The following is a 5,058-nucleotide window of genomic DNA, read 5'->3' as shown; positions in this document are numbered from 1 at the left end:
AGCTTCCGGGTTCGGAATGTTACCGGGCGTTTCCCCTCCGCTATAGCCGCCGTAACCCTATGAACATGTCAACCACACCCAACCTCACCCGCCCATCACGGGAGTCAGGGGTTGTTTGTTCAGAGTTACACAGTGGACGCGTAGCATGTTTGTAGGTCAAGTCCTCGGCCTATTAGTACCGGTCGACTGAACACGTTACCGTGCTTACATCTCCGGCCTATCAACCCAGTCGTCTGGCTGGGGGCCTTACCCCACAAAGGGGTGGGATACCTCATCTTGAAGCAGGCTTCCCGCTTAGATGCTTTCAGCGGTTATCCTTTCCGAACGTAGCCAACCAGCCGTGCCCCTGGCGGGACAACTGGCACACCAGAGGTTCGTCCGTCCCGGTCCTCTCGTACTAGGGACAGCCCTTCTCAAGTATCCTACGCGCACGGCGGATAGGGACCGAACTGTCTCACGACGTTCTAAACCCAGCTCGCGTACCGCTTTAATGGGCGAACAGCCCAACCCTTGGGACCTGCTACAGCCCCAGGATGCGACGAGCCGACATCGAGGTGCCAAACCATCCCGTCGATATGGACTCTTGGGGAAGATCAGCCTGTTATCCCCGGGGTACCTTTTATCCGTTGAGCGACACCGCTTCCACTCGCAAGTGCCGGATCACTAGTCCCGACTTTCGTCCCTGCTCGACCTGTCAGTCTCACAGTCAAGCTCCCTTGTGTACTTGCACTCAACACCTGATTGCCAACCAGGCTGAGGGAACCTTTGGGCGCCTCCGTTACTCTTTAGGAGGCAACCGCCCCAGTTAAACTACCCACCAGACACTGTCCCTGAACCGGATCACGGTCCGAAGTTAGATACCCAAATCAACCAGAGTGGTATTTCAACGTTGACTCCACCCACACTGGCGTGTGGACTTCACAGTCTCCCACCTATCCTACACAAGCTAATTCGGATACCAATGTCAAGCTATAGTAAAGGTCCCGGGGTCTTTCCGTCCTGCCGCGCGTAACGAGCATCTTTACTCGTAATGCAATTTCGCCGGGCCTGTGGTTGAGACAGTAGGGAAGTCGTTACGCCATTCGTGCAGGTCGGAACTTACCCGACAAGGAATTTCGCTACCTTAGGATGGTTATAGTTACCACCGCCGTTTACTGGCGCTTAAGTTCTCAGCTTCGCCCCGAAAGGCTAACCGGTCCCCTTAACGTTCCAGCACCGGGCAGGCGTCAGTCCATATACATCGTCTTACGACTTGGCATGGACCTGTGTTTTTAGTAAACAGTCGCTTCCCCCTGGTCTCTGCGGCCATACCACGCTCCACAAGCGTGTTGCTTCACGTGTCCGGCCCCCCTTATCCCGAAGTTACGGGGGCAATTTGCCGAGTTCCTTAACCACAGTTCGCCCGATCGCCTCGGTATTCTCTACCTGACCACCTGTGTCGGTTTGGGGTACGGGCCGCTAGAAGCTCGCTAGAGGCTTTTCTCGGCAGCATAGGATCACTGACTTCACCAAAACGGCTCGGCATCACGTCTCAGCCTTCATGCGGTGCGGATTTGCCTACACCACGGCCTACACGCTTACCCCGGCACAACCACCGGCCGGGATCAGCTACCTTCCTGCGTCACCCCATCGCTTGACTACTACCCACCGGGTTCCCAGCGTCCAGAATATCGATCCGAAGACCTCCATCCCTTCCGGTGGTTAGCACAGCAAGGTTCGTCATGGGCGCTCCTTCGCGGGTACGGGAATATCAACCCGTTGTCCATCGACTACGCCTCTCGGCCTCGCCTTAGGTCCCGACTCACCCAGGGCGGATTAGCCTGGCCCTGGAACCCTTGGTCATCCGGCGGAAGGGTTTCTCACCCTTCTTTCGCTACTCATGCCTGCATTCTCACTCGTGCCGCGTCCACAGCTGGGTCACCCCGCTGCTTCACCCCCGGCACGACGCTCCCCTACCCATCCACACACCTGCACACAACCCTCGAAAGAATCATGCGAAGTACATATGTGAATGCCACAGCTTCGGCGGTGTACTTGAGCCCCGCTACATTGTCGGCGCGGAACCACTTGACCAGTGAGCTATTACGCACTCTTTAAAGGGTGGCTGCTTCTAAGCCAACCTCCTGGTTGTCCGTGCGATCCCACATCCTTTTCCACTTAGCACACGCTTAGGGGCCTTAGCTGGTGATCTGGGCTGTTTCCCTCTCGACTACGAAGCTTATCCCCCGCAGTCTCACTGCCGCGCTCTCACTTACCGGCATTCGGAGTTTAGCTGACTTCGGTAAGCTTGTGGGCCCCCTAGGCCATCCAGTAGCTCTACCTCCGGCAAGAAACACGCAACGCTGCACCTAAATGCATTTCGGGGAGAACCAGCTATCACGGAGTTTGATTGGCCTTTCACCCCTAACCACAGGTCATCCCCCAACTTTTCAACGTTGGTGGGTTCGGCCCTCCACGCGGTCTTACCCGCGCTTCAGCCTGCCCATGGCTAGATCACTCCGCTTCGGGTCTAGAGTATGCGACTCAAACGCCCTATTCAGACTCGCTTTCGCTACGGCTTCCCCACACGGGTTAACCTCGCCACATACCACTAACTCGCAGGCTCATTCTTCAAAAGGCACGCCGTCACCCCGTAAGGCTCCGACGGATTGTAGGCAAACGGTTTCAGGTACTATTTCACTCCCCTCCCGGGGTACTTTTCACCATTCCCTCACGGTACTAGTCCGCTATCGGTCACCAGGTAGTATTTAGGCTTGCCAGGTGGTCCTGGCAGATTCACAGCAGATTTCAGGGGTCCGCTGCTACTCGGGAACACCCACAGAAGACCATGCCACTTTCGCCTACCGGACTTTCACCGTCTACGGTCGACCATTCCAGATCATTCGACTAGCAGCATGCTTGATAACTTCTCGGACCAGTGTCAGCTGATCCAGTAGGGTCCCACAACCCCGACCACGCAACCCCTGACAGGTATCACACGCAGCCGGTTTAGCCTCATCCGCTTTCGCTCGCCACTACTCACGGAATCACATGTTGTTTTCTCTTCCTGCCGGTACTGAGATGTTTCACTTCCCGGCGTTCCCCCCACACACCCTATGTGTTCAGGTGCGGGTGACACCACATGACTGGTGCCGGGTTTCCCCATTCGGACACCCTGGGATCACAGCTCGGTTGACAGCTCCCCCAGGCCTATCGCGGCCTCCCACGTCCTTCATCGGCTCCTGGTGCCAAGGCATCCACCGTTTGCCCTTGACAACTTGACCACAAAGATGCTCGCGTCCACTGTGTAATTCTCAACAAACAACCAACACCACAAACCCACCACCACACCACAACCCCGCCACCAGCCCCCACCCCCGAAAACCCACCCCCACCAACGAGGGCAAAACTTCCGGTGTGTCACGCTGCGTAACGGTCGTTTGATGCACGGGCCGTGATCGGCACCACCAAGACAACAACCCCCCACCCACCACGCTCACACGCTCGGGGCGGAACAAGGCTTGTTCCCTCAGGACTCAACAGGGTGTCTTCTCCAACATCCAACCACCAACCAGAACCGCGACCAGCTTTCCACCACCACACCCCCGAAGAAGCGCGATGCGTACTCACCACACAGAACCGACCAGCAGGCCGAACTACGCCAGTGTCTCCGCCAAGCGAGCCACCCCACCACCACACTCGGGCGGTCAGGGGACCCTGGACCACGTCACCGCGGCCAGGAAGCTCCTTAGAAAGGAGGTGATCCAGCCGCACCTTCCGGTACGGCTACCTTGTTACGACTTCGTCCCAATCGCCAGCCCCACCTTCGACGGCTCCCTCCACAAGGGTTGGGCCACCGGCTTCGGGTGTTGCCGACTTTCGTGACGTGACGGGCGGTGTGTACAAGGCCCGGGAACGTATTCACCGCAGCGTTGCTGATCTGCGATTACTAGCGACTCCGACTTCATGGGGTCGAGTTGCAGACCCCAATCCGAACTGAGACCGACTTTTTGGGATTCGCTCCACCTCACGGTATCGCAGCCCTTTGTATCGGCCATTGTAGCATGCGTGAAGCCCTGGACATAAGGGGCATGATGACTTGACGTCATCCCCACCTTCCTCCGAGTTGACCCCGGCAGTCTTCCATGAGTCCCCGGCATAACCCGCTGGCAACATGGAACGAGGGTTGCGCTCGTTGCGGGACTTAACCCAACATCTCACGACACGAGCTGACGACAGCCATGCACCACCTGTGAACGGCCCCGAAGGACCCTGTATCTCTACAGGATTTCCGTACATGTCAAACCCAGGTAAGGTTCTTCGCGTTGCATCGAATTAATCCGCATGCTCCGCCGCTTGTGCGGGCCCCCGTCAATTCCTTTGAGTTTTAGCCTTGCGGCCGTACTCCCCAGGCGGGGCGCTTAATGCGTTAGCTGCGGCACAGAAGGCCGGAGAGGCCCCCCACACCTAGCGCCCAACGTTTACAGCGTGGACTACCAGGGTATCTAATCCTGTTCGCTCCCCACGCTTTCGCTCCTCAGCGTCAATATCGGCCCAGAGACCCGCCTTCGCCACCGGTGTTCCTCCTGATATCTGCGCATTTCACCGCTACACCAGGAATTCCAGTCTCCCCTACCGAATTCTAGCCTGCCCGTATCGACTGCAAGCCCACAGTTGAGCTGCAGGTTTTCACAGTCGACGCGACAAGCCGCCTACGAGCTCTTTACGCCCAATAATTCCGGACAACGCTTGCGCCCTACGTCTTACCGCGGCTGCTGGCACGTAGTTGGCCGGCGCTTCTTCTGCAGGTACCGTCACTCTCGCTTCGTCCCTGCTGAAAGAGGTTTACAACCCGAAGGCCGTCATCCCTCACGCGGCGTCGCTGCATCAGGCTTCCGCCCATTGTGCAATATTCCCCACTGCTGCCTCCCGTAGGAGTCTGGGCCGTGTCTCAGTCCCAGTGTGGCCGGTCGCCCTCTCAGGCCGGCTACCCGTCGTCGCCTTGGTAGGCCATTACCCCACCAACAAGCTGATAGGCCGCGAGTCCATCCCCGATCACAAAAGCTTTCCACCCCCCAC

Annotated in this window: 2 rRNA genes; both read right to left on the bottom strand. The window is 57.8% G+C overall.

Annotated elements, in window-relative coordinates:
* Positions 1–152 precede the first annotated feature (152 nt).
* Positions 153–3,263 (bottom strand): 23S ribosomal RNA (locus IEY94_RS22990).
* Positions 3,264–3,731: 468 nt separating this feature from the next.
* Positions 3,732–5,058: ribosomal RNA gene (locus IEY94_RS22985) — 16S ribosomal RNA — on the bottom strand; the annotation flags it as partial.

It is taken from the genome of Pilimelia anulata (genome assembly GCF_014647895.1).
In the GTDB taxonomy this organism is placed as follows: Bacteria; Actinomycetota; Actinomycetes; order Mycobacteriales; family Micromonosporaceae; genus Pilimelia; species Pilimelia anulata.
Note: the sequence above shows the minus strand (reverse complement) of the source record. Positions and strands in the feature narration are given on the sequence as shown.